This window comes from Xanthobacter autotrophicus (assembly GCF_029991245.1).
Classification (GTDB): domain Bacteria; phylum Pseudomonadota; class Alphaproteobacteria; order Rhizobiales; family Xanthobacteraceae; genus Xanthobacter; species Xanthobacter autotrophicus_C.
On sequence record NZ_JAIVFO010000015.1, the window covers coordinates 1 to 19,327 of the forward strand.

17 protein-coding genes are annotated in these 19,327 nt (G+C 69.2%); 11 read left to right on the forward strand and 6 right to left on the reverse strand.

Features of this window, described 5'->3' with window-relative positions:
• Positions 1 to 65: 65 nt before the first annotated feature.
• From K9U41_RS04710 to K9U41_RS04725, 4 genes are read left to right on the forward strand one after another with little or no spacing between them, the layout of a single operon-like run.
• On the forward strand, positions 66 to 884 hold the full coding sequence (locus K9U41_RS04710; RefSeq protein WP_282639703.1) for an ABC transporter permease: 819 nt from the start codon (positions 66 to 68) through the stop codon (positions 882 to 884).
• 16 nt (positions 885 to 900) lie between these two features.
• Complete coding sequence (locus K9U41_RS04715; RefSeq protein WP_282639704.1) at positions 901 to 1,695, forward strand: ABC transporter permease; 795 nt, start codon at positions 901 to 903, stop codon at positions 1,693 to 1,695.
• The gene (locus tag K9U41_RS04720) at positions 1,692 to 2,753 is read left to right on the forward strand and encodes an ABC transporter ATP-binding protein (protein WP_282639705.1); all 1,062 of its coding nucleotides are present in this window, start codon (positions 1,692 to 1,694) and stop codon (positions 2,751 to 2,753) included. Before K9U41_RS04715 ends, K9U41_RS04720 begins: the two co-directional genes overlap by 4 nt.
• A 53-nt stretch (positions 2,754 to 2,806) precedes the next feature.
• Positions 2,807 to 3,631, forward strand: coding sequence for a phosphodiesterase (locus K9U41_RS04725; RefSeq protein WP_282639706.1), 825 nt, complete (start codon positions 2,807 to 2,809; stop codon positions 3,629 to 3,631).
• Positions 3,632 to 3,700: 69 nt separating this feature from the next.
• Here the strand turns inward: K9U41_RS04725 and hemA are convergent, their stop codons facing one another.
• A complete protein-coding gene (hemA, locus tag K9U41_RS04730; protein ID WP_282639707.1) occupies positions 3,701 to 4,990 on the reverse strand; it encodes a 5-aminolevulinate synthase in 1,290 nt (429 codons plus the stop codon).
• 240 nt (positions 4,991 to 5,230) lie between these two features.
• Positions 5,231 to 6,346, reverse strand: coding sequence for a linear amide C-N hydrolase (locus tag K9U41_RS04735; protein ID WP_282639708.1), 1,116 nt, complete (start codon positions 6,344 to 6,346; stop codon positions 5,231 to 5,233).
• Positions 6,347 to 6,665: 319 nt separating this feature from the next.
• Between K9U41_RS04735 and K9U41_RS04740 the strand changes: the two genes are divergently transcribed.
• Complete coding sequence (locus K9U41_RS04740; RefSeq protein ID WP_282639709.1) at positions 6,666 to 7,064, forward strand: acyl-CoA thioesterase; 399 nt, start codon at positions 6,666 to 6,668, stop codon at positions 7,062 to 7,064.
• A gap of 44 nt (positions 7,065 to 7,108) precedes the next feature.
• Here K9U41_RS04740 and hrpB read toward each other — a convergent pair whose 3' ends face one another.
• Positions 7,109 to 9,643 (reverse strand): ATP-dependent helicase HrpB, encoded by a 2,535-nt coding sequence (gene hrpB / locus K9U41_RS04745; RefSeq protein ID WP_282639710.1) that lies wholly within the window; start codon positions 9,641 to 9,643, stop codon positions 7,109 to 7,111.
• A 145-nt stretch (positions 9,644 to 9,788) separates the two neighbouring features.
• Here hrpB and K9U41_RS04750 point away from each other — a divergent pair, with 145 nt between their 5' ends.
• The 4 genes from K9U41_RS04750 (at position 9,789) to K9U41_RS04765 (ending at position 14,461) form a co-directional block, all read left to right on the forward strand.
• Positions 9,789 to 11,000, forward strand: a complete 1,212-nt coding sequence (locus tag K9U41_RS04750; protein ID WP_282639711.1) for an ABC transporter substrate-binding protein — start codon at positions 9,789 to 9,791, stop codon at positions 10,998 to 11,000.
• A 114-nt stretch (positions 11,001 to 11,114) separates the two neighbouring features.
• Positions 11,115 to 12,107: a WD40 repeat domain-containing protein gene (locus K9U41_RS04755; RefSeq protein WP_282639712.1), complete on the forward strand. Its 993-nt coding sequence runs from the start codon at positions 11,115 to 11,117 to the stop codon at positions 12,105 to 12,107.
• A gap of 271 nt (positions 12,108 to 12,378) precedes the next feature.
• Positions 12,379 to 13,128 (forward strand): acetoacetate decarboxylase, encoded by a 750-nt coding sequence (locus K9U41_RS04760; RefSeq protein ID WP_282639713.1) that lies wholly within the window; start codon positions 12,379 to 12,381, stop codon positions 13,126 to 13,128.
• 181 nt (positions 13,129 to 13,309) lie between these two features.
• Positions 13,310 to 14,461, forward strand: coding sequence for a patatin-like phospholipase family protein (locus K9U41_RS04765; RefSeq protein ID WP_282639714.1), 1,152 nt, complete (start codon positions 13,310 to 13,312; stop codon positions 14,459 to 14,461).
• 10 nt (positions 14,462 to 14,471) lie between these two features.
• Here the strand turns inward: K9U41_RS04765 and K9U41_RS04770 are convergent, their stop codons facing one another.
• From K9U41_RS04770 to K9U41_RS23920, 3 genes are all read right to left on the reverse strand, one after another.
• Positions 14,472 to 15,248: a TSUP family transporter gene (locus tag K9U41_RS04770; protein WP_282639715.1), complete on the reverse strand. Its 777-nt coding sequence runs from the start codon at positions 15,246 to 15,248 to the stop codon at positions 14,472 to 14,474.
• An 8-nt stretch (positions 15,249 to 15,256) separates the two neighbouring features.
• A complete protein-coding gene (locus K9U41_RS04775; RefSeq protein ID WP_282639716.1) occupies positions 15,257 to 15,907 on the reverse strand; it encodes a glutathione S-transferase family protein in 651 nt (216 codons plus the stop codon).
• 77 nt (positions 15,908 to 15,984) lie between these two features.
• On the reverse strand, positions 15,985 to 16,209 hold the full coding sequence (locus K9U41_RS23920) for a pentapeptide repeat-containing protein (RefSeq protein ID WP_432715726.1): 225 nt from the start codon (positions 16,207 to 16,209) through the stop codon (positions 15,985 to 15,987).
• A 355-nt stretch (positions 16,210 to 16,564) separates the two neighbouring features.
• On the opposite strand from K9U41_RS23920, the gene K9U41_RS04780 reads away from it, so the two are divergent.
• A complete protein-coding gene (locus tag K9U41_RS04780; RefSeq protein ID WP_282639717.1) occupies positions 16,565 to 17,782 on the forward strand; it encodes a polyhydroxyalkanoate depolymerase in 1,218 nt (405 codons plus the stop codon).
• A gap of 122 nt (positions 17,783 to 17,904) precedes the next feature.
• Positions 17,905 to 19,188 (forward strand): MFS transporter, encoded by a 1,284-nt coding sequence (locus K9U41_RS04785; protein ID WP_282639718.1) that lies wholly within the window; start codon positions 17,905 to 17,907, stop codon positions 19,186 to 19,188.
• The last annotated feature ends 139 nt before the right edge of the window (positions 19,189 to 19,327 follow it).

Here is a 19,327-nt window from a genome sequence, read left to right on the forward strand (position 1 = left end):
CGGGAGAGGGAGCTCGCCTGTCCTTGCACCGCCATCCCCGGCAATCTCGAACCCGGCCCAAGCCCATGCACAGCGCCGACCGCCTCGCCCGCCTGTTCCTGCTGCCGCTGTTCCTGTTCGTGGCGGCGTTCTTCCTGCTGCCCATGGTGCGGCTGGTGGGCGTGGCCGGCTCAGGGCCGAACGGCGTGGCTGAATACGGCGCCATCCTCACCAATCCGCGCCACTTCGCGACCCTTCTCGCCACCCTGGCGCTCTCCGCCGCGGTGACGGCGGCGACCCTTGCCATCGGCACGGTGGTGGCGCTGTTCCTCGCCCGCAACCGCTTCTTCGGCCGGCCGCTGCTGGTCTCCCTGCTCACCCTGCCGCTGGCCTTTCCCGGCGTGGTGGTGGGCTTCATGGTGATCCTGCTCGCCGGCCGGCAGGGGCTGCTCGCCGGCCTCTCCACGGGGCTCGGAATGGGGCGGTGGGTGTTCGCCTATTCCATGGCGGGGCTGTTCGCGGGCTATGTCTATTTCTCCCTGCCGCGGGTGCTGGTCACCCTCCTGGCGGCGGTGGAGAAGCTGGACCCGGCGCTGGAGGAAGCCGCCCGCTCACTCGGCGCGGGACGCGCGCAGGTGCTGCGGGACGTGACGCTGCCGGGCATCGCCCCCGCGCTCATGGCTTCCGGCGCCATCGCGTTCGCCACCGCCATGGGCGCCTTCGGCACCGCCTTCACGCTGGCCACGCGCATCGATGTGCTGGCCATGACCATCTATACGGAGTTCACCCTCAACGCGAACTTCGCCACCGCCGCCGCCCTCTCCATCGCCCTCGGCCTCATCACCTGGGCAGTGCTGGCGCTGGCACGCAATCTCGCCGGCTCCGGCGTCGCGGCGGCGGGGTGAGGGCATGACAGCCGCGATGAAACCCCACCGCCTCACCTTCGCCTTCCAGCTTGGCGTAACGCTTTTGGCCTGCGCCTTCCTGATGGTGCCGGCGGGCGCCTCCATCCTTGCCGGCTTCACCGTCAATTATTTCCGCGGCATCTCCTCCGGGCTCACGCTGAAGTGGATCGGCGAGGTGCTGGCGCTTTATTCCGACACCATCGCGCTCTCCATCGCCATCGCGCTGGGCACCCTCGGTGTCACCCTGCTCATCGGCGTGCCCGCCGCATGGGCGCTGGCGCGCCGGCCCTCGCGGCTCACCCGGCTGGTGGAGGAGCTGGTGACCCTGCCCGTCGCCATACCGGGCCTCGCGCTGGCGCTAGCCCTGATCCTGGCCTACGGCGGCATCCGCGACTTCCGCATGAGCCCGCTGTTCATCCTCACCGGCCATGTGCTCTACACCCTGCCCTTCATGCTGCGCGCGGTGATGGCGGTGCTCGCCGCCGTGGACGTGCGCACGCTGGAGGAAGGCGCCGCCTCGCTTGGCGCCTCGCCGCTGCAGCGCTTCTTCCATGTGGTGGTGCCCAATGCGCGCGGCGGCATCCTCGCCGGGGCATTGATGGTGGTGACGCTCTCCATCGGCGAGTTCAACCTCACCTGGATGCTGCACACCCCGCTCACCAAGACGCTGCCGGTGGGCCTTGCCGACAGCTACGCCTCCATGCGCCTCGAAATCGCGAGCGCCTACACGCTGGTATTCTTCGTCATGATCGTGCCCCTCCTCGTCGCCCTCCAGCTGTTCGGCCGCACCGTCGAGGGCGCAGCGAAATGAACCGGGGTGCCGCCATCACGGTGTCCGGCTGCGGCAAGACCTTCGCCGACGGCACCAGAGCCCTGTCCCCCCTCGACCTCGACGTGACGGCGGGCGAGACGCTGGTGCTGCTCGGCCCCTCGGGCTGCGGCAAGACCACCCTGCTGCGCCTTATCGCCGGGCTGGAGGCGCCCGACGCGGGCGGGCATATCCGCTTCGACGGGGCGGACGTGACCGCCTTGCCCATCGAGAAGCGCAACGTGGGCATGGTGTTCCAGTCCTATGCCCTGTTCCCCAACATGAGCGTCATCGACAATGTCGCCTACGGCCTGCGCGTGCGCGGCATGGCAAAAGAGGGACGGCGCGCGCAGGCGGCGGGCGTGCTGGAAATGATGCGCATCGGCGCGCTGGCGGAGCGGCGCATCGACCAGCTCTCCGGTGGCCAGCGCCAGCGGGTGGCCTTGGCCCGGGCGCTGGCGGTGGAGCCGCGCGTGATCCTGCTCGACGAGCCGCTCACCGCGCTGGACGCCGCCCTGCGCGAGCATCTGCGCGGCGAGATCGATGCGCTGCTGAAGCGCCTCGCCATCACCGCCATCTATGTCACCCACGACCAGGCCGAGGCGCTGGCCCTGGGCGACCGCATCGTGGTCATGCGCAACGGCGCCATCGCCCAGGTGGGCACCCCGCGCGACGTGTATTTCCGCCCGGCCGACGATTTCGTGGCCGATTTCGTGGGCGTCACCAACCGCCTCGCGGGCACGGTGCGGAACGGCCGCTTCGAGACCGCGGCGGGCGTGGTGTCCCTGCCGCCGGATCTTGCGTCGCCACCGGCCGCCGCGGCCGGGAAAGGCGCGGCACGGCTGCTGTTCCGCCCCGAGGCCGCGCGGCTCGCGAGCCCGGTGGAAACCAGTCTGGTATTCGAGGTGGTGCAGGTGGAATTCCAGGGCGCCCGCCAGAAGGTGACCCTCAAGGATCCGTCCGGGGCACGCATCCTCGTGGAGGCGCCCGCCGATGGAACCCTGCTCGTCGGCGGCGCCGTGGGGCTTATCCTCGATCCTGGCCGAATCAGCCTCGCCTGATTGCCTTTCACACCGTTCCTTCCCGTCTGAATCTGCTCGTCTGATCCTGCCCCATGCTCATCGCCCAGCTCACCGACACCCATATCCGCCGCCCCGGCACCCTCGCCTACGGGGTGGTGGACACCGCGCATTACCTGGAAGCGGCGGTCGCCCACATCCTCGCCCTCGCGCCCCGGCCCGATGCGGTGATCGTCACCGGCGACCTCACGGATTTCGACGATGCGGCCGAATATGCCCGCTTCCGGGCGATCACGGCGGCGCTGCCCATGCCGCTGTTTCCCGTTCCGGGCAACCACGACTCGTCTGCGGGCCTGCTGACCGCCTTCCCCGAGATCGCCGCGCGGTGCGACGGCGGGCGGGTGAATTATGTGGTCGAGGATTTTCCGCTGCGGCTGGTGATGCTGGATTCCACGGTCCATGGCCGTCCGCATGGCGCGCTGGGGGAACAGGGCCTCGCCTTCCTCGACCGCGCGCTGGCTGCGGCGCCCGGGCGACCGGCCTTCGTCTGCGCCCACCATCCGCCCTTCCTCACCGGCATACGGCACATGGACGTGCAGAACCTGTCCGACGCGGCGGGGCTGGAAGAGGTGTTCGGGCACTGGCCCCAGGTGCTGGGCTTCACCTGCGGCCATGTCCACCGGGCGGTGACCACCAGCTTCGCCGGCGTCGCCGCCACCATCGGGCCGGCCCCCGCCCATTCCGTGAGCCTCGCCCTCGACCGCGAGGCGCCGCCCACCTTCCACATGGAGCCGCCGAGCCTGTCCCTGCACCTGTTCACGGACGGCCGGCTGGTGACCCACCGCAGCTTCATCGGCGCCTATGGCGGACCGCATCCCTTCTTCGGCCCGGACGGCAGGGCCATCGGCACGCCGGGGTGAGACGTCCAGCCCCGGAAAAGAAAAAGCCCCGGACCAGCCGGGGCTTTTTCAGTTGAGACAGACCGACTGTCAGCCGCCGGCCACCGGCAGCGGGATGGGCGCGGGCCCCAGCGCGGTGCGGCGGGACGAGGCGGAGGCGCGCTCCGCCACATGGTCGGCGTAGGGCAGTTCCAGCCGCTCCCACACGTCGGTGAGCGCCTTGGCCAGATGGGCGATGAGCGCGTCGTCGTGGAACGGGGTGGGGGTGATGCGCAGCCGCTCCGTGCCGCGGGGCACGGTGGGGTAATTGATGGGCTGGATGTAGATTCCATACTCGGCGAGCAGCAGGTCGCTGGCCATCTTGCAGGCCTTGGCATCGCCCACCATCACCGGGACGATGTGGGTGGGCGTGTCCATCTGCGGCAGGCCGGCGGCGGCGAGGGCGCGCTTGACCTTGGCCACCTGGGCGCGCTGGCCCTCGCGCTCGACCTGGGACGCCTTCAGGTGCCGCACCGAGGCGGCAGCCGCCGCCGCGACCGCTGGGGGCAGCGCGGTGGTGAAGATGAAGCCCGGCGCATAGGAGCGCACCGCGTCGATGATCAGGCGCTTGCCGGTGATGTAGCCGCCGACCACGCCGAACGCCTTGCCCAGCGTGCCCTCGATCACGTCCACGCGGTCCATGACGCCGTCGCGCTCGGCGACGCCGCCGCCGCGCTCGCCATACATGCCCACGGCGTGCACTTCATCCAGATAGGTCATGGCGCCGTAGCGCTCGGCCAGTTCGCAGATGGCGCCGATGGGGGCGATGTCGCCGTCCATGGAATAGACGCTCTCGAACACCACCAGCTTGGGCCGGTCACCGGCCGCCTTCAGCAGCTCTTCCAGGTGCTCGAGGTCGTTGTGGCGGAAGATGGCCTTCTGCCGGCCGCCGTGGCGCACGCCCTCGATCATGGAATTGTGGTTCAGCTCGTCGGAGATCACCACGCAGTCGGGGATCAGCTTGACGATGGTGGAGATGCCGGTGGCATTTGAAATGTAGCCGGAGGTGAAGACCAGGCCGGATTCCTTGCCATGCAGGTCGGCCAGCTCGCGCTCCAGCATCACGATCTCGTGGCTGTTGCCCGAGATGTTGCGGGTGCCGCCGGCGCCGGCGCCGCGCGCCTGGGCCGCCTCGCACATGGCGGCGACCACGTCGGGATGGCTGCCCATGCCCAGATAGTCGTTGGAGCACCACACGACGATGTCGCGCGGGCCGCCGGGGGAATGCCAGACCGCGCGCGGGAAATGGCGCGCGTCACGCTCGATCTCGGCGAAGGTACGATAACGGCGCTCCTTGCGCAGGGCGTCGATGGCGTCGGCGAAAAAGCTGTCGTAGTTCATTCCGAACCCTGCGGCGACTGAGCGACTGGGTGCGGCTCCGACGGAGCCGTTCCTCATTGTTATAAGGTTATCGCGGCACCTTGCTCCTTGTATTGATGCCAATCAAGAGGCGAGCAGGACGCGCGGCGATCCGGCGCAAGGGGACGGCGCAGCGGAAATTTTACTGCATTGCAGCATGTTGCGCGGGGCAGCCGGGATCGCCCCGGCGCCATCGGGCAACCGCCATACAACCGGGGCGAGCTACTTCACCTCCACCGGCAGGAAGGTGAAGGGCGCGGCCGGCTCGAAGCGGGCCGCCGCATTGCCGGAATAGACCTTGCCGCCGGTCAGCGTCAGCTTCTTCACCGGCGCCCCGGCCTTCAGGTCGAGGCTGTCGAGGGGCACCCAGAAGCTGTTGGGGCTGGTGGCGGAATCGTAGAAATAGACGCGGTCCTTCTGGTCACTCACCGTCCGCCACAGGGTCGAGGCGATATTGGGCTCGCCCGGCGTGGTGAGGCCCAGCGGCACGCTCACCGAGCGCATCACGCTGGCGACGCTGGCCACCGCCTGGTTGGCATAGGTGCCGTCCGGCACGGCGGTGAGGATGGCCGGGGAGGCCTTCGTGGGAATAGCCTTGATGAAGAAGCTGGCGCGGGCGAAGCGGTCGGCCGCCCGGTTGGTGCCGGGCAGGAACACCGTGCCGCCGATCTGCTCCCAGTAGCTGTTGAGCGCCAGCTGCTGGTCGAAGGACGGCGAATTGGTCATCACCTGATACTGGCGGCCATGGTGGACCACCAGCTTGCCGCCCAGATATTCGAAGACGGCGCTGTCGCCCGAGGGGTCGGAAATGGCGAGGTGCAGCTGCGCGCCGTCGCCGTTGGGCAGGTTGGCCGTCACCACCACGAACGGCTCGGCGGACAATGCCGTCACCGCCTCACTCACCGTGGCGAAATTGTCGAGCACATATTGCGCCCACAGGCTGATGGAGAGGGCGGGACGGCCGTCCGGCTTGGCGTATTCGGATTCGGCCAGATAGAGCAGGTTGGCGACGAGGCCCTTCTCGTTCATGCCGTCCGCCGTGCCCACGTCATAGCCGGAGGCGATGAGGCTGCCGTATTTGGACACCCATTTGGGGGTGTTCGCTCCGGCGGCGCCGGTGCGCGCCATGCCGGCCGGAAAGGCCCAGAGATTGGTGCGTATGTCTTCGGCCCAGTCCATGGACCGGCCGGTGATGACCACGCCATCGGAGCCGAGATAGACCGCACGGGTGCAGGCCTGCGCCACCCCGGCGCCGAGGCCCGAGACATAAAGCGCCGCGGCGGCGAGCGCGGCGGCGCGGACGGACCTGAGGGTGCGGGGAGCGCGCGAATGCGGCATAGGGGTCTCCGGTTGGGCGGCCGGGCCGTTTTTTTGAGCGGGCTGCCGGAGCTTTAAGCCCCGACAGCGCCGCATCGACCGCCGGATAGACGGCTGAAAGAGATACCGGCTCCGCCCACACAGCAAGGCGGAGCCGGTCATCCATGCCCTGTCTGCCCCGAAAAGACATGGACAAGAGGGAGATAACCACCTCCCCCGGGGGGATTCTCTGAGATGGATCAAATTTGGCGGAAGCCGGTCAAATTTTTGCTATGGGCTAAAGTCGAACGCGCCCCAGGCGCATGAATGGCCAAACGCGCCTCAGGCGCCTGGAGAGACGATGCTCGATAAAGAGGCCCATATGCCAGACGGTATCCCGGTGATCCGGACCATCGCCATGCCGGCGGACACCAATCCCAATGGCGATATCTTCGGCGGCTGGCTGATGTCGCAGATGGACCTGGCCGCCGGCAACGTGGCGGCGCGGCGCTCGCGCGGTCGGGCGGCCACGGTGGCGGTGGAGGCCATGAGCTTCCTGTCGCCGGTGGCGGTGGGCGACGAGGTGAGCCTGTTCGCCCGCGTCGCGAAGATGGGGCGCACCTCCATGCGCATCGAGGTGGAGGCCTGGCGCCGCGCCCGCGCCAGCGAGCAGACCACCAAGGTGACGGAAGCCGTCTTCACCTTCGTCGCCATCGACGAGGAAGGCCGCCCCCGCCCCATCCCGGTGGACGAGGGCTGACGGCCCTCACGTTCCCACCTGCGTCCCCGCCCTCACGTGCCCACCTACGTGCCCCTTGGCTTGGCCCGGGTGGTGGGGGGCGCCTCGGCGGGGTCCTCGGGCCAGGGATGCCTGGGATAGCGCCCGCGCATGTCGGCGCGCACCTCCCGCCACGAGCCACGCCAGAATTGCGGCAGGTCCTTGGTCACCTGGATCGGCCGGTGGGCGGGCGACAGCAGCGCCAGCGTCAGCGGCACCCGGCCGCCGGCGATGGCCGGGTGATGGGTGAGGCCGAATAGTTCCTGCACCCGCACGCTCACCTGCGGCCCGCCCTCGGCATCATAGTCGATGGGCAGGCGCGAACCGGTGGGGGCGGTGAAATGGGTGGGCGCCTCCGCCTCCAGCCGTGCCGACAGGGCGTAGGGCAGGAGCGCGTGGAAGGCATTGCCCGCATCGCCCGGCGCAATATCGGCCAGCGCGGTCTTGCCGGAAAGGAACGGGGCCAGCCAATCGGCAGCGGTGGCGGCAAGGGTCGCATCCGAGAGGTCCGGCCACGCCTCGCCCTCGGCGGCGCGCAGGAAGGCGACGCGCGCGCGCCATTGCGCCGTGGCGGCGCTGAGCGGCAGGCGGTGGAGGCCGAGCCCCGCGATGCCCTCCGCCAGCACCCGCGCGGTGGCCTCGGTGGCCGGCACCGGACGCGGCTGGGCGGCGAGCACGATGGCCCGCAGCCGCCGCACCTCCCGCGCCCGCACGGCGGCGGCCTCCGCATCAAAGGCGATCTCGGTGCCGGAGGTGATGTCGCCGGCGAACTGCGTCTCCACCTCGTCCGGCGACAAGGCGGCGGCCAGCGAGATGCGCGCGGCCTCGGCCCGGCCGCCCACCTCGGCCACGGCGAGGAAGGATGCCTTCGCCAGAGCCGCGGCGGGGTCCATCACCGCCCCCCGGCCGTTGGCGAGGAGGAAGCGCGTGCCGTCGCCGCGGGCCTTCGCCACCCGGTCCGGAAAGGCGAAGGCGAGCAGCGCCGCCGGCGACGGGCGCGGGCCGTCGGATCTTTCACCGCCGCTCCGGGCCAAGTCGGCCCAGCGGACGGCGAGGCGGCGGGCATCCTCGGCCCGGCGTGAGCGATCGCGACGGAAGCCGTCGAGGCGATGGAGAAGGTCCACGCCATCCCCGCCCAGCCCGCGCTCGGTGAGCAGTGCGGCGATCTCGCCCGCCTCTCGCGCCACGCCCCGGTCGGCGCCCACCACCACCAGATGGGCGAGGCGCGGCGGCAGGGGCAGGCGGGCCATGCGCCGGCCCAGCGCCGTCACCCCATCGTCGGCATCGAGGGCGCCCAGCAGGCGCAGCAGCGCCTTGGCCTCGCTCACAGCCGGGGCGGGCGGCGGATCGAGGAAGCGCAGGGACGCAGGTTCGCGCACGCCGACGCGGGCGAGGTCCAGCACCAGGCCGGTGAGGTCGGCGGCGAGGATTTCGGGCGTGGCGAAGGCGGCGAGGCTTCCCGTCTCGCCCTCCCCCCACAGGCGATAGCACACGCCCGGCTCGGTGCGCCCGGCGCGGCCGCGCCTTTGGTCGGCGGCGGCGCGGGAGACGCGCACCGTCTCCAGTCGCGTCAGGCCCACGTCCGGCTCGAAGCGCGGCACCCGGGCGAGGCCGCAATCCACCACCACCCGCACCCCCTCGATGGTGAGCGAAGTCTCGGCGATGGAGGTGGCGAGCACCACCTTGCGCCGGCCCTTGGGCGCCGGCAGCACGGCGCGGTCCTGCTCGGCGGCGTCCAGCGCCCCGAACAGGGCGACCACGTCCACGGAGGGATCGCGCACCTGCTCCAGCAGCAGGCTTTCGGTGCGCCGGATCTCCGCCGCACCGGGGAGGAAGGCGAGGATGGAGCCGCTTTCCCGTGCGAGCGCGCGGCGGATGGCCTCCGCCATCTGCGGCTCGAGCGGGCTGCGCGGATCGCGGCCGAGATAGGCCGTATCCACCGGGAAGGCGCGGCCCTCGCTCTCGATCACCGGCGCGGGCGCGTCGGGGCTGCCCATGAGGGCGGCGACGCGGGCGCCATCCAGCGTCGCCGACATGGCAAGGAGACGCAGGTCCTCGCGCAGGCCGCGCTGGGCGTCGAGGGCCAAAGCGAGGCCGAGGTCGGCATCCAGGCTGCGCTCGTGGAACTCGTCGAACAGCACGGCGGCGACGCCGGACAATTCGGGGTCCTCCAGCACCATGCGGGTGAAGATGCCCTCGGTGATCACCTCGATGCGGGTACGCCCGGACACCTCCGAGGCGAGGCGGGTGCGGTAGCCCACCTGTTCCCCCACCCGCTCGCCGAGGGTCTGCGCCATGCGGCGGGCGGCGGCGCGGGCGGCGAGGCGGCGCGGCTCCAGCACCAGGATGCGGCCGCCGTTGACCCATGGCGCGTCCAGCAGCGCGAGGGGCACCCGCGTGGTCTTGCCCGCGCCCGGCGGCGCCACCAGCACCGCGCAGGGGGCGGCGGCCAGCGTCGCGGTCAGGTCGCCGAGAATGGCGTCGATGGGCAAGGGCGTGTCGAACGGTCGCGGATCGGACAGGGCGTTTCTCGCTGGGCGCGGGACGGCATGGCCGCTCATAGGCCAGAAAGGGCCGCGGCGGCAAAGGGGTAAATAGCATGATAATGCCGTTATTTATTCCATCATCGCACTTGTAGCGTTTTTATTGATTGAATCACTCATAATTGTTGACTATCTGAAAGGCACCGCTTTCGGAGACCCATTCATGCGTGCCCCCCTGCTCCTTGCCGCTTTCCTCGCCCCGCTGCTGGCGGGGCCGCTCGCCGCCGCGGCCGACCAGAAGCCCCTGCGCATCGGCGTGCTGAACGATCAGGCCGGCATCTATGCCGACATGGCGGGACCCGGCTCGGTGATCGCGGCGCAAATGGCGGTGGAGGATTTCGGCGGCAGCGTGCTCGGCCGCCCGGTCGAGATCATCGCCGGCGACCACCAGAACAAGCCGGACGTGGGCGCGGCGCTGGTGAACCGCTGGATCGACGAGGACAATGTGGAGGTGATCGCCGACATCCCCACCTCCTCGGTGCTGCTGGCGGTGCAGGAGATTGGCCGGCGCAAGAACAAGCTGGTGCTCGCCTCCACCGGCGGCTCGTCGGACTTCACCGGCAAGGCCTGCGCCAGCACCGGCATTCACTGGACCTATGACACCTACGCGCTGGCGGCCGGAACCGGCGCGTCGCTGGCCAAGGAGGGGCCGTGGTTCTTCATCACTGCCGATTATGCCTTCGGCGCGGCGCTGGAGCGCGACACCGCGGCGGCCGTCACCAAGGGCGGCGGCAAGGTGGCGGGCGCGGTGAAGCACCCGCAGGGCACCACCGATTTCTCATCCTATCTGCTGCAGGCCCAGGGCACCGGCGTTCGCCTGATCGCCTTCGCCAACTCGGGCGCCGATCAGGTGAACGCGATCAAGCAGGCCAACGAGTTCGGCATTCCCCAGTCGGGCGTGAAGCTGGCGGGCCTCTACCTGCACATCACCGACATCCACGCCATCGGCCTGAAGACAGCGCAGGGCCTCATCCTCACCCAGGGCTTCTACTGGGACCTCAACGACGAGACCCGCGCCTGGTCCAAGCGCTTCTACGAGCGCCACAAGGCCATGCCCACCATGGGCCAGGCCGGCACCTATTCGGCCATCCTGCATTATCTGAAGGCGGTGAAGGCGGCCGGCACCACCGACACAGCCACCGTCGCCGCGCAGATGAAGGCGGCGCCGGTGGACGATTTCTTTTCCCACGGCGGGCGCATCCGCGAGGACGGGCGCATGGTCCACGACCTCTACTTGCTGCAGGTGAAGGCGCCGTCCGAGCAGCAGTATCCGTGGGACTATCTCAAGCTCATCCGCGTCATTCCCGGCGACGAGGCGTTCCGGCCGCTCAACGAGGGCGGCTGCCCGCTGGTGGGCAAGGCTGCCAGCAACTGACGGCCGCCGGATCGACCACCCGGCACGGGCCGGCCTGCGGGGTGCCGCCTTGCGGTCGGGCACGTTCGGTGCCTTATGAGGCGCGTCGATGCCGCAACCGGGAACGCCGCCTTCATGTCCACCGCCCCGTCCAGCCTCACCAGCAAGGTGCAGCCCCTCGCCTTCGATACCGGGATCTTCGCCCTCGCCTTCCTTGATGCGGCGGTCGCCTTCGTGGGCACGGAGGGCGTGGTGCATCTGGTGGGCGCCGCGCCGAAGATGGTTAAGGTCCATGACGGCGCGGTGCTCGACGCCGCCTCCGACGGCAAGCGCCTCGTCACCGGCGGCGACGACGGGCAGGTCATGGAGACCCGTTCGGACGGCTCCACCCGCCTCCTCGCCGGCCAGAAGGGCCGCTGGATCGACCGGGTGGCGCTGGGTCCGGACGGCGTCGTCGCCTGGTCCGCCGGCAAGACCGCCCATGTGCTGCCGCCGAAGGGCGAGCCCAAGAGCCTCGACGTGCCCTCCACCGTGGGCGGCCTCGCCTTCGCCCCCAAGGGGCTGCGCCTGGCGGTGGCGCACTATGGCGGCGTCACCCTGTGGTTTCCCAACGCCGCGGCCGCCAAGCCGGAGCTGTTCGGCTGGAAGGGCTCCCACCTCGGTGTCGCCTTCTCGCCCGACGGCCGCTTCCTGGTCACCACCATGCAGGAGCCGGCGCTCCACGGCTGGCGGGTGGTGGACGGCGCGCACATGCGCATGTCCGGCTATCCCTCGCGGGTGAAGTCGTTCGCCTTCACGGCGGACGGCAAGTGGCTTGCCACCTCGGGCTCGGGCGAGGCCATCCTGTGGCCGTTCCAGGCCAAGGACGGCCCCATGGGCAAGGAGCCGTCCATGCTCGCCCCTTCCCCCACCACCCGCGTCACCGTGGTGGCGCCCCATCCCAAGGATCCGGTGGTGGGCATCGGCTACGAGGACGGGATGGTGATGATGGTGCGCATCCCCGACGCCGCCGAGATCCTGCTGCGCGCCCCCGATTCCGACGCGGTGAGCGCCATGGCCTGGCACCCGTCCGGCGGGGCGGTGGCCTTCGGCACGAAGGGCGGCAAGGGCGGCCTGCTCGCCTTCTGAACCAGCCGGCGCGCTCCCCGGCTTCGAGGGCGGACCGCCGGCATGCCCCCCGCGGTCGGCCCCAAGGCCGCCCACGGCCGCTCCGCGTCGCGGTGGTGTCACGGCGGGCCGGTATGCCCCCTGCGGGCCGGCCGTCTGGTCCGGCCTCAAGCCATTGGCGAATTTGCGCGCCGCCGCCGATGGAACCGCTTTTCACGCGCCTGCGCGCGCACTAACGTGGCGCCGCCCGTTCGCGACTGCGAAGCGGCCCAAGCGCACGAGAGAAACGCCGATGAAGATCGCCGACGTTCGCCGCACCGCCTATTCGATGCCGCTCGTGAACCCGTCCTATCCGCCCGGACCCTATCGGTTCGTCGATCGCGAATACATGATCATCACCTACCGCACCGACCCCGCCGCGCTGGCGAAGGTGGTGCCGGAGCCGCTCGAGATCATCGAGCCGATCGTGAAGTACGAATTCATCCGCATGCCGGATTCCACCGGCTTCGGCGACTATACCGAGACCGGACAGGTCATCCCGGTGAAATTCCAGGGCATGGAGGGCGGCTATGTCCACTCCATGTATCTCGACGACGAGAGCCCCATCGCCGGCGGGCGCGAGCTGTGGGGCTTCCCCAAGAAGTTCGCCAATCCCAAGCTGGTGGTGGAGAAGGACACGCTGGTGGGGACGCTGCACTATGGCAGCGTGCTCTGCGCCTCAGCCACCATGGGCTACAAGCACGTGGCCTGCAACAAGGAGAAGGTGCTCGCCGCGCTGCTGACGCCGAGCTTCCTGCTCAAGATCATCCCGGACGTGGACGCCAAGCCGCGCATCTGCGAGCTGGTGCGCTACTATCTGGAAGACGTGACGCTGAAGGAATGCTGGACCGGGCCCGGCGCCCTCGGCCTGTTCCCCCACGCCCTGTGCAACGTCTCGCAGCTGCCGGTGCTGGAGGTGATCTCCGCCCTGCATGTGAAGGCGGACCTCACCCTCGGGATGGGCGAGGTGATCTACGACTATATGAAGGACGGCGAGGGCTGAAGCCTTGGAACGTCTTCGCGCGAACCTGCATCCGCTTGGCGCGAAGACGCCTTGACACAGATGACGAGAGCCGGATCCGCTCAGGCTCATCTGATCGGAACATGATCCAGTGGAACGGGCGGCGCGGTGCGCCGCTCCTCAACACGAAGAGCGTTCCGCCGGAATGCGAGAGGCAAGGTTCATGACACTACGCGCCAATCACCTTCCGCCCGACCTGTGCGACATCATCGGCGAGTACAAGCGCATCGCCCTGGTGTTCCAGGGCGGCGGCGCGCTCGGCGCCTACCAGGCCGGCGTCTACGAGGCGCTGGCGGAGGCCGGGTGCGACCCCAACTGGATCTCGGGCGTCTCCATCGGCGCCATCAATTGCGCCATCATCGCCGGCAACGCGCCGCAGGACCGGGTGCCGCGGCTGAAGGCGTTCTGGGAGACCATTACCTCGCAGCGGATCATCCCCTTCAATCTGGAGGGGGACATCTTCCGGCAGTGGCGCAACCAGTTCAGCGCCGCCCGGACCATCCTGCAGGGCCAGCCCGGCTTCTTCAAGCCGCGTTTCCCCAGCCCCCTGATGATGCCCACCGGAGCGCCCGGCGCCACCTCCTTCTACGACACCTCGCCCCTGCACGACACGCTGCTGAAGCTGGTGGACTTCGACCGCATCAATTCCGGCGACAAGCGCTTCTCGGTGGGCGCGGTGAACGTGCGCACCGGCAATTTCATCTATTTCGACAACCGCGAGCACACCATCGGGCCGGAGCATGTGATGGCGTCCGGCGCGCTGCCGCCCGGCTTCCCGGCGGTGAAGATCGACGGCGAATATTATTGGGACGGCGGCGTCGTCTCCAATACCCCTCTCCAGTTCCTGCTGGACCAGCCGGATCATCCGAGCGCCCTGGTGTTCCAGGTGGACCTGTTCAGCGCCCGTGGCCAGCTGCCCCGCGACATGTACGACGTCAGCGAGCGGCAGAAGGACATCGGCTATTCGAGCCGCACCCGCTACACCACCGACGTCTTCCGCCGGGTGCAGGAGCTGCGCTCCAAGCTGTATGACGCGCTCCAGCGCATTCCCGAGCAGCTGCGCACCGAGGACGACCTCGCCCTGATCGAGGATTACAGCTCATCCGGCCCGGTCAACATCTGTCACCTGATCTATCAGGAAAAGACCTACGAGCGGGATACCAAGGACTACGAGTTTTCCGCCGCCTCCATGCGCGATCACTGGCAGACCGGCTACGAGGACACGGTGAAGACCCTGCGCCGCGGCGACTGGCTGAAGAAGCCGGACGATTCCATCGGCATCGTGGTGCACGACATCCACCGCCTGTCCGAGTGAGCGGAGCGGTTCAGCGCAATCCGCGCGCCAGCATGTAGGCGCCGAGCAGGGCGAGGCCGGCGAAGAAGACCCGGCGGAACACCAGCGGCGAAACCGCGAGGCGGATCCGCCGGCCCAGTTCCATGCCGAGGAAGGCGGGCGCAAGCGCGGCCGCCGATGCCAGCGCCACCCGTGGATCGGTCAGCACCGCGCCGCCCTCCCCCGGAGTTGCGAGCACCGCGGCGAGCGCGAAGGTGGAGACGGTGAAGGTGAGACCGAGGGCCTGCACCAGATCGTCGCGATTGAGCCCCAGCGCTTGGAGAAAGGGCGCCGAGGGCATGACCGCCACCCCGGTGGTGCCGGTGACGAGGCCGGTCAGCACCCCCATGAGCGGCGACATCCAGCGTTCGCAGCCGGCGGGCAGGCGCAGCGGAATGGCGCTGAGGCCGAGGGCGCCGTAGAGCAGCAAAGTCGCCCCCAGCGCCGGCACCGCGGCGGGGGAGGTGAGGCCGCCCAGCAGCAGCCCGCCGGCGAGGGTGCCCAGCACCACAGCGACCATCATGGCGCCGAAGCGCCGGGCCGTGCCGGCCACGTTCGGCCCGGTGAAATATTGCCAGAGATTGGTGACGGTGGCCGGCAGGATCAGCACGGCCGCCGCCTCGGCAGGGGCGAGGAACAGGCTGAGCAGCCCGATGCCTACCGTGGGCAGGCCCATGCCGATGAGGCCCTTCACCATGCCGGCCAAAACCAGCACGGCGAAGCCCGCGACAAGGACGCCGACGGGCAACCCGGCGACGGCGGCCGGCATCGACGCAGTCAGAACTCGGCGCCGAGCTCTTCCAGTTCTTCGGGCTCGTCCTGCGCGCCGGCGATCCATTCCTGCATCAGCGACAGGTCCATGATGCGGGCGCGGTAGGCGTCGCACTCGGAATCGAGCTTCACGTCATAGGTGGTGAAGCGCGAGCAGACGGGGGCGTACATGGCGTCGGCCAGCGTCGGCGTGGCGCCCATGAGGAAGGGGCCGCCATGGGCGGTGAGGCAGCCGCGCCAGATGGCGACGATGCGCTCGATATCCGCCTGTGCCCCGGCCCACACCTTGAAGCCCGGATAATGGGCCTTGATGTTCATGGGCAGGGCCGAGCGCATGTTGGCAAAGCCCGAATGCATCTCGCCGGAGATGGACAGGCAGTGCGCCCGCACCGCGCGATCCGCTGGCAGCAGCCCGGCCTGCGGGAAGACTTCATTGAGGAAGGCGGCGATGGCGAGGGTGTCCCACACGGTCACGTCCTCATGCACCAGGCGCGGCACGAGGAAGGAGGGGGACAACAGCAGCAGTTCGGCCTTCATGTCCGGGTCGTCGAGGGGCACGCGCTCCTCTTCGAAGGACAGGCCGGCCATCTTGCACAGAAGCCAGCCGCGCAGGGACCAGGAGGAGTAGTTCTTGCTGGAGATGGTGAGTGTCGCCATGCTGGATGCTCGTCTGCCTGTCCTGCGCCTCGGATATTCGACCTGGGTGCTCGACCTGGGTGCTCGACTTGGGGTGCTCAACCTGAAGGGTGCTCGACTTTGGGTCCCCGACCTGAATATTCGCCTGGATTCTTGATCCCCTGATGTGTCGCCACCGTGGCGCCCGCGTCGCCGCAAGACGGGGCGGAATCACCGGAGAACGCCGCTCCGGAGAACGCCGCTCCGGAGAACGCCGCTCCGGAGAACGCCGCTCCGGAGAACGCCGCTCCGGATAACGCCACGAAGTGCCACCGCGAGGGCATGAACCTGTCCGGCCCGAGGGTCGGTCGGGGTCCGCGTTCCAATGTCCATTCGCGGGCGGATCGACCGTTCAGACCGATTTCGACGTGAACGGCACCGGCTCCGGCGCCCCTCGCGTGGAAGCATGTTGCATTGCACCACGCACCGCTTCACTATTCACCGTAACAGGTACATCCGTTCAGGCTTGCTGCAAAGCGGAAAGCAGGCCCTGCGGCAATAACTTAAACAGAATGGCTCCGCCGTCCACGAGGGCGGCGGCAGACGGGGAATAGAAGGACCTTTCAGCGTCATGCTGCAGATGATATTCAGGTCAGTCTCTCCGGTACATAGCCGGCGGTCGCAGCGGCACGGGCAGCCATGATGTATCAGGCGTATCAAACCCAGTCCGACTTGATGGGCCCCATCCGCTTTCTGGCGGGGCTCGCACGCCAGACCCTCACGGGTCCGCTCATCAACGGCTACGGCCATGCCGGCCTGCGCCATCTCGCCGCGGCCTACGAACTGGTGGAGCGCACCGGCCTCAGCCATGGGCGCCCCGACTTCGGCCTCAGCACGGTGGAGGTGGGCAACCGCGAGGTCCAGGTCACCGAGGAGAAGGCGGCGGTGCTGCCCTTCGGCACCCTGCTGCGCTTCAAGAAGGACGTGGACATCGCCCAGCCCCGCGTGCTGGTGGTGGCGCCCCTCTCCGGCCATTTCGCGACGCTGCTCACCAACACCGTCAAGACGATGCTGCCGGACCATGACGTGTACATCACGGACTGGCACAACGCCCGCGACGTGCCGTTGTCGGCCGGTCCGTTCGCCTTCGACGACTATGTCGAGCATGTCATCAAGTTCCTCGAGATCATGGGGCCGGGGTCCCACCTCGTGGCCGTGTGCCAGCCGTGCGTCCAGGCGCTGGTGGCCGCTGCGGTGATGGCGCAGGACAAAAATCCCGCCGCGCCCGCCTCCATGACGCTCATGGCGGGGCCCATCGACTGCCGGATCAACCCCACCAAGGTGAACGAGCTCGCCACCTCCAAGCCCATGTCGTGGTTCGAGAAGAACCTCATCGCCACGGTGCCGAAAGGGTTCGCCGGCTCGGGCCGCAAGGTCTATCCCGGCTTCGTCCAGCTCACCGCCTTCGTCAGCATGAACGTGAACCGGCACGTCAAGGCCCATATCGACCTCTACAACGCCCTTGCCGAAGGCGACGACGAGAAGGCCGAGTCCACCAAGGCGTTCTACGACGAATATTTCGCGGTACTGGACCTCGATGCCGAGTTCTACCTGGAGACGGTGAAGTACGTGTTCCAGGAATATCGCCTGCCCAAGGGCGAGCTGACCTATCGCGGCCAGCCCATCGACTTCAAGGCCATCCGCAAGACGGCTTTGCTGACGGTGGAAGGCGAGCGGGACGACATCTGCTCCATCGGCCAGACCATGGCGGCGCAGGATATCTGCTCGGGCCTGCGGCCCCACAAGAAGCGCCACCACATGCAGGCGGGCGTGGGCCATTACGGCGTGTTCTCCGGCCGCAAATGGGCCGGGCAGGTCTATCCCATCGTCCGCAACCACATCCTCTCCAGCGACTGACGCCACGACGATGAACCGTCCGGCGGCCGGGCGGCGTCCGCCCCCGCCGCCACCCGACACAGCCTGACGGGCCAGGGGAGCCGGACCAGAGCCGGCCTCACCCTGGCCCGGAGATCTGCTCCGTGCCCCAAGCTCCTGCCCCACCCCCGTCCGAACGGCTGCGGGACCACCCGGCCTTTCTGCTCTTCTGCATCAGCCGCATCGCCTCCGCCTTCGCCTACCAGATACTGGGCGTGGCGGTGGGCTGGCTGATCTATAGCCTCACCGGCAGCGCGGTGGCGCTGGGGCTGGTGGGCCTCGCCCAGTTCCTGCCTCTCCTCCTCTTCAGCCTGATCGCCGGGCATGCCGCCGACGTGTTTGACCGCCGCCGCATCGTCGTCATCGGCCATGCCGTCGCGGCCGTGACGCTTGCCCTGCTGGCCTTTGGCCTTGCGGAGGGGATGGTCGGCCTTGTCGCCATCTACGTCGCGGTGGTGGTGCACGGCGCCTGCCGCGCCTTCGTGCACCCCACCATGGCGGCGCTGCTGCCCCGCCTCGTGCCTGGAGAACTGCTGCCGCGGGCGTTGGCGGTGTCCTCCTCCTCCATGCAGATCGCGACCATCACCGGGCCGGCCGCGGGCGGCTTCGCCTATGCGTTCGGCGCCACCGCGCCGCTGGCGGGCGCCGCCCTGTGCTACGCTGCTGCCGCTCTCACCATGATGGCGGTGCGTCACACCCACGCCCCGGCGCCGCGCAGCGCGATGACCCTCGCAACCCTGGTCGAAGGCCTCGCCTTCATCCGCGGGCACAAGGTGGTGCTCGGCTCCATCTCGCTTGATCTGTTTGCGGTGCTGCTGGGCGGGGTCACGGCGCTGCTGCCCATCTTCGCCGCCGATATCCTGCACGTGGGCGCGCAAGGTCTCGGCGCCTTGCGCGCCGCCCCGGCGGTGGGCGCCATGCTCATGGCGATGGTGCTCGCCCGCATGTCGCTGTCGCACCGGGTGGGGCACATGATGTTCGCCGCCGTCGTGGTGTTCGGCCTCGCCACCGTGGTGTTCTCCCTCTCGAGCAGTTTCCTCCTGTCGCTTGGGGCGCTGTTCGTGCTGGGGGCGGCGGACAATGTGAGCGTGGTCATCCGCTCCTCGCTGGTCCAGCTCTCCACCCCCGACGCCATGCGCGGGCGGGTGAGCGCCGTGAACTCGCTGTTCATCGGCACCTCCAACCAGCTGGGGGAGTTCGAATCGGGCATGGCCGCCGCCCTGCTCGGCGCGGTGGGCGCCGGGGTGGCCGGCGGCGTCGGCACCATCCTGGTGGCCGTGCTGTGGATGCGTCTGTTCCCCGACCTGCTGAAGGTCGACCGCATGCCCGCCCGCCCCGCGCGGACACATCCGGCGCAGACACACCCCCCGCAGGTCAAATCCGGCTGAGCCGATCCGGCAACCGAGGACCGGGAGCCGCCGCAATCATTTGATTTGCCGGCTTTCATGCGCCTCTTCGGTTGACGCGCGGGCGCGCTTTTCCCATGGTGCCGCCGCCCGCGCATCCGTCGCGGGACTTTGCCCCCGA

Coding starts and splice junctions, on each gene's coding strand:
- K9U41_RS04710 (WP_282639703.1), top strand. CDS start 66: ATGCACAGCGCCGACCGCCTCGCCCGCCTGTTCCTGCTGCCGCTGTTC.
- K9U41_RS04715 (WP_282639704.1), top strand. CDS start 901: ATGAAACCCCACCGCCTCACCTTCGCCTTCCAGCTTGGCGTAACGCTT.
- K9U41_RS04720 (WP_282639705.1), top strand. CDS start 1,692: ATGAACCGGGGTGCCGCCATCACGGTGTCCGGCTGCGGCAAGACCTTC.
- K9U41_RS04725 (WP_282639706.1), top strand. CDS start 2,807: ATGCTCATCGCCCAGCTCACCGACACCCATATCCGCCGCCCCGGCACC.
- hemA (WP_282639707.1), bottom strand. CDS start 4,990: ATGAACTACGACAGCTTTTTCGCCGACGCCATCGACGCCCTGCGCAAG.
- K9U41_RS04735 (WP_282639708.1), bottom strand. CDS start 6,346: ATGCCGCATTCGCGCGCTCCCCGCACCCTCAGGTCCGTCCGCGCCGCC.
- K9U41_RS04740 (WP_282639709.1), top strand. CDS start 6,666: ATGCTCGATAAAGAGGCCCATATGCCAGACGGTATCCCGGTGATCCGG.
- hrpB (WP_282639710.1), bottom strand. CDS start 9,643: ATGAGCGGCCATGCCGTCCCGCGCCCAGCGAGAAACGCCCTGTCCGAT.
- K9U41_RS04750 (WP_282639711.1), top strand. CDS start 9,789: ATGCGTGCCCCCCTGCTCCTTGCCGCTTTCCTCGCCCCGCTGCTGGCG.
- K9U41_RS04755 (WP_282639712.1), top strand. CDS start 11,115: ATGTCCACCGCCCCGTCCAGCCTCACCAGCAAGGTGCAGCCCCTCGCC.
- K9U41_RS04760 (WP_282639713.1), top strand. CDS start 12,379: ATGAAGATCGCCGACGTTCGCCGCACCGCCTATTCGATGCCGCTCGTG.
- K9U41_RS04765 (WP_282639714.1), top strand. CDS start 13,310: ATGACACTACGCGCCAATCACCTTCCGCCCGACCTGTGCGACATCATC.
- K9U41_RS04770 (WP_282639715.1), bottom strand. CDS start 15,248: ATGCCGGCCGCCGTCGCCGGGTTGCCCGTCGGCGTCCTTGTCGCGGGC.
- K9U41_RS04775 (WP_282639716.1), bottom strand. CDS start 15,907: ATGGCGACACTCACCATCTCCAGCAAGAACTACTCCTCCTGGTCCCTG.
- K9U41_RS23920 (WP_432715726.1), bottom strand. CDS start 16,209: ATGCCCTCGCGGTGGCACTTCGTGGCGTTATCCGGAGCGGCGTTCTCC.
- K9U41_RS04780 (WP_282639717.1), top strand. CDS start 16,565: ATGATGTATCAGGCGTATCAAACCCAGTCCGACTTGATGGGCCCCATC.